The sequence below is a fragment of the Rubellimicrobium aerolatum genome (genome assembly GCF_017872975.1).
In the GTDB taxonomy this organism is placed as follows: Bacteria; Pseudomonadota; Alphaproteobacteria; order Rhodobacterales; family Rhodobacteraceae; genus Rubellimicrobium; species Rubellimicrobium aerolatum.
Genome location: NZ_JAGGJP010000043.1, coordinates 1 through 3,788, shown reverse-complemented (window position 1 = coordinate 3,788; position 3,788 = coordinate 1). Strand labels below are relative to the sequence as shown.

Annotated in this window: 3 protein-coding genes and 3 pseudogenes; 1 reads left to right on the top strand and 5 read right to left on the bottom strand. The window is 65.3% G+C overall.

Translation table 11 applies throughout. The annotated features are described in order from the left end of the window. The 3 genes and pseudogenes from J2Z33_RS17935 to J2Z33_RS17925 all read right to left on the bottom strand — a co-directional run. A pseudogene (locus J2Z33_RS17935) lies at positions 1 to 203 on the bottom strand (IS3 family transposase); the annotation flags it as partial. A gap of 16 nt (positions 204 to 219) precedes the next feature. Then, on the bottom strand, positions 220 to 1,302 hold the full coding sequence (locus J2Z33_RS17930; protein ID WP_209843601.1) for an IS110 family RNA-guided transposase: 1,083 nt from the start codon (positions 1,300 to 1,302) through the stop codon (positions 220 to 222). A gap of 280 nt (positions 1,303 to 1,582) precedes the next feature. Then, positions 1,583 to 2,479: pseudogene (locus J2Z33_RS17925) on the bottom strand (IS3 family transposase); the annotation flags it as partial. Between the two features lie 153 nt (positions 2,480 to 2,632). Between J2Z33_RS17925 and J2Z33_RS17920 the strand changes: the two are divergent. Continuing rightward, positions 2,633 to 3,172, top strand: coding sequence for a VanZ family protein (locus tag J2Z33_RS17920; protein WP_209843599.1), 540 nt, complete (start codon positions 2,633 to 2,635; stop codon positions 3,170 to 3,172). A gap of 39 nt (positions 3,173 to 3,211) precedes the next feature. On the opposite strand, the pseudogene J2Z33_RS18900 reads toward J2Z33_RS17920, so the two are convergent. Both J2Z33_RS18900 and J2Z33_RS17910 read right to left on the bottom strand, forming a co-directional pair. Next, a pseudogene (locus tag J2Z33_RS18900) lies at positions 3,212 to 3,331 on the bottom strand (IS3 family transposase); the annotation flags it as partial. 40 nt (positions 3,332 to 3,371) lie between these two features. Next, on the bottom strand, positions 3,372 to 3,788 hold a 417-nt coding region (locus J2Z33_RS17910; RefSeq protein ID WP_209843597.1), incomplete at its 5' end, for an integrase core domain-containing protein.

Below are 3,788 nucleotides of genomic sequence, written 5' to 3'. Positions count from 1 at the left end.
CTTCGATGTAGCCGAACAGGTCGCGTCGGGCCTCGTCGCGGGTGGCCCAACGATGCTGATGGACGAGTTCGACCTTGAGGGTGTGGAAGAAGCTCTCCATGGGCGCGTTATCGTGAGCCATTGCTGGTGCGGCTCATGGACGGCACGGCGCCGACCGTGGCGAGCTGCTGGACGTAGGCTTCGGCGGCGAATTGGCTGCCCCTGACGCCCTTCTGTTTGTCAAGCGGCGATGCGCGACGCGTTGATCTCCAGCTGGCGCTGTCTGATGAGGGTGAAGACCTCCCGGGCCAGATAGCGCTTGAGGGCGCGGATGGCGTCGAGCTTGGAGTGTCCCTCGGCGATGCGGCGTGCGACGAAGTCCTTGGTCCTTTGGTCCGTCCGCAAGCGACCGATGGCGATGATGTGCAGGGCGCTGTTGGCCGCTCGGTCACCTCCGCGGTTCAGGCGATGACGGAGGGTCTTGCCCGACGAGGCCGGCACAGGACTGACGCCACAGAGGGCCGCGAAGCTGGCTTCGGACCGCATCCGCTCCGGATTACCGCCGGCGGTCAGCAGCAGTTGCGCGCCGCCGACATAGCTGATCGAGTTGCGGGCGATCAGGTTTGGAGCGAGTTCCTTCACGATGGCCGCGATCATGGCGTCGAGGTCGGCGATCTCGTCATGAAGCTCGAGATAGCGCCGGCCGAGGGACTTGAGGCTGATCCTGTAGGCCGCCTCTACGTCCCGATAAGCCGTGAGGTCCGGGCGCGAGGCGGCGAGCGTGCGGACGAGCTGCATCCGGGTCATGACACGGAGCTGGTCGCGCAGGCCGTCCGGCGCGGCGACGATCGTGTTGTGGATCATCTGCAAGGCGACGCGCCTAGCTGTGATGGCCGTTTTGCGGCAGGCGACGAGCACGCGCAGCGCCTCGATCATGCCGTCACGGCTGCGCGGGGTGACGGTGCGCTTGCCTGCGAAGGCGGCGTGGGCGGCGTTCTGGGCATCCAGGTCGTCGTTCATGCCGCGCTTGCGCCGGTCCTGCTTGTCGGGTGCCGTGACCTCCAGCACGGTCACGCCAGCCTGCTGCATGAAGCGCAGGAGGCCGGCTCCGTAGCTGCCGGTCGACTCCACACCAACCCGCTGAAGCTCGCCCAGCGAGCGCATCCATGCGAGCATCTGGCGGTAGCCCTGCCGCGTGCTGGGGAATGAGCGCGTTCCAAGCACGCGATCCTTATGGTCGACCACCGCAGCGACGTACAGGTCCTTGTGCGTGTCCACGCCGCCGACGACAGAGCCGGCGTTCGGTTCATTCTTGCGGTTCATGTCCTTCTCCTGGCTCACTGAACGGCTCCGCCAGGACCGGCTGCATGGACAGGACAGTCATGTGACCAAAACTGGTCACGCCCTTCTCGGGTCACAGGCAACAGCGAGGCGAATCCTCACCGCAAGGCGTTCCCGGGCGGCCGACAGGTCCGGGGAAAGACACGTCGGTCGATCGGAGTGCGGGTCAGGCCGCACCGGGCGCCTCGCGGCGCCAGCTTAACCGAACCGTCCATCGCTGTGAGGCTCAGGTCGCCCGGGAACTGGCCTCAATCCTTTGATTGTCCGAGTGGTGGATGAGGCCCCGGCCTGGCCGTTGCCGCTGGACGGCCATCATCAGCGCCGACAGCGCCAGTTCAGTCCGCATGTGATCCCGCATCGCCCAGCCGACGATCTTCCTCGTGGCGACGTCGAGCACGGCCGCCAGGTAGAGCCAGCCTTCGCCAGTCGGCACGTAGGTGATGTCGGCCAGCCAGACGCGGTTCGGCGCAGGGGCTTCGAAGCGCTGCGCGAGCAGGTTCGGCGCGATGGCCAGATGGTGGCGGCTGTCGGTCGTGCAAGGCCGATACCGCCGTCCAGCGAGCGCCCGGATACGATGACGGCGCATGAGCCGCTCGACCCGGCCACGGCTGCACCGATGACCTTGGGCCCGCAGCGCCGCGTGCATGCGCGGGCTGCCGTAGCGACCCTGGTGGCGCACTTCGATGCGGCGGATCTCGGCCACAAGCTGACGGTTGGCCTTGGCGCGGGAGCTCTCCGGCCGCGATCTCCAAGCGTAATACCCGCTGGGCGACACCGTGAGCACGCGGCACATGAGGCGCACCGGGTAGGCGCCTGCATGGCTCGCTCGATGAAGGCGAACCTCACCTCGGCACCTCCGCGAAGATGCCGATGGCTATTTTAGGACGTCACGCTCCATGCGCGTGCGCTCGAGCTCGCGCCGGAGCTTGGCGTTCTCGGATGCCAGGTCGGCCGGCGAGGCCACCTGCCCGTTTGTGGCGACCGGCCCCGCTTGCGGACGCGATGGCATCCCCTTCTGAGCCGCCCGCCAGCTCCGCAGCATTGAGGGCTGAATGCCCAGCTCGGCCGCGATCTGCATCTGCGGTCGGCCGCTGCTCTCCAGCAGCGCCACCGCCTCGCGCTTGAACTCGGGGGAGAACTCCCGCCTCCTCTTCGTCATCGGATCACCTTCCTGGCTCCTCAGGAGCCTAGCAGAGGCGTCCACCGAAGCGGGGGAAGATCAAGGCGTTTCCGGGCCCCTTGCGTCCTCCCGAAGCTCGGTCTAGTGGCGGCAAGTTACGGCCGTCGCGGCCCGCTTGTTGACACGGATACCATGACCGCGCTTCCCCTTCCTGTCTACGTCGGACTGGCCTTGATGTATGCCATGGCCGGAACCGCAGCCTGGGGTGGGTTTGCTCTGGCCTTCGGTCGACGCACCCTGGCTGGCGCAGCGCCGACAGTCTGCGCCATGCTGTTCTTCTTGGCTTTGGCGTTCCACCCGCTGCCCGATATCGTGGCGCTATCAAGCGAGTGCCCATTGGCGAGCGCGGAGCCCAACTGGAGCCCTTTAGGATTTGTGAGGGACGCTACGCAGGCTTGGGAGGATCAACCGAATCTGGCAGGGTTCGCCCGGCACAACCCGCTCTATTCGGCGGTCATGAACCTTCTCTTGTGCGTGTTGGTCGGCAAGCTATGGAAACAATATATTTCCAATAGATATATAGCGGCTGGGCTGGGCTTCGCTTTTAGCTTGTTCGTCGAAGTGACTCAGGCGACCGGAGTCTTTGGGGTTTACCCTTGTGCTTATCGCAAGTTCGATGTTGATGATCTTCTACTGAACACCGTTGGAGTGGTGATCGGGTTCGTGCTTTAGGGTCAGGACTGATCTTCCCCCGCTTCGGTGGATACGGGGTTAGTTCGCTTTCTGCTCGGCCTGTTCGGGAGTGAGGTACCCGAGAGCGGAGTGGAGGCGAGCGCGATTGTAGTAGCCTTCGATGTAGGCGAACAGGTCACGCCGCGCCTCGCCGCGGGTATGAACCGCGCCGGGTTTGCCGGAGGCGAGTTTCCGTTAGCTACGCGGCCATGACCGGGGTGACCAGAGCGGCGTAGAAGTTTGCTTCGGCCTCGGCTGGCGGGATGTTCCCGATCGGCTCGAGGAGACGGCGGTTGTTGAACCAATCCACCCACTCGAGGGTGGTGTATTCGACAGCTTCGAAGCTGCGCCAGGGACCACGGCGATGAATCACCTCGGCTTTGAACAGGCCATTAATCGTTTCAGCCAAGGCGTTGTCGTAGCTGTCGCGGACGCTCCCGACCGACGGCTCGATGCCGGCCTCGGCCAGACGCTCGGTATACTTGATGGACAGGTATTGGCTGCCCCTGTCGCTGTGGTGGACCAGCCCCATGCCTTTGGCGGGCCGGCGTTCATGGACGGCCTGCTCCACGGCATCGAGGACGAAGCCGGCGTGCGCGGTCCGGGCCGAAGGGCT

Coding starts and splice junctions, on each gene's coding strand:
- J2Z33_RS17930 (WP_209843601.1), bottom strand. CDS start 1,302: ATGAACCGCAAGAATGAACCGAACGCCGGCTCTGTCGTCGGCGGCGTG.
- J2Z33_RS17920 (WP_209843599.1), top strand. CDS start 2,633: ATGACCGCGCTTCCCCTTCCTGTCTACGTCGGACTGGCCTTGATGTAT.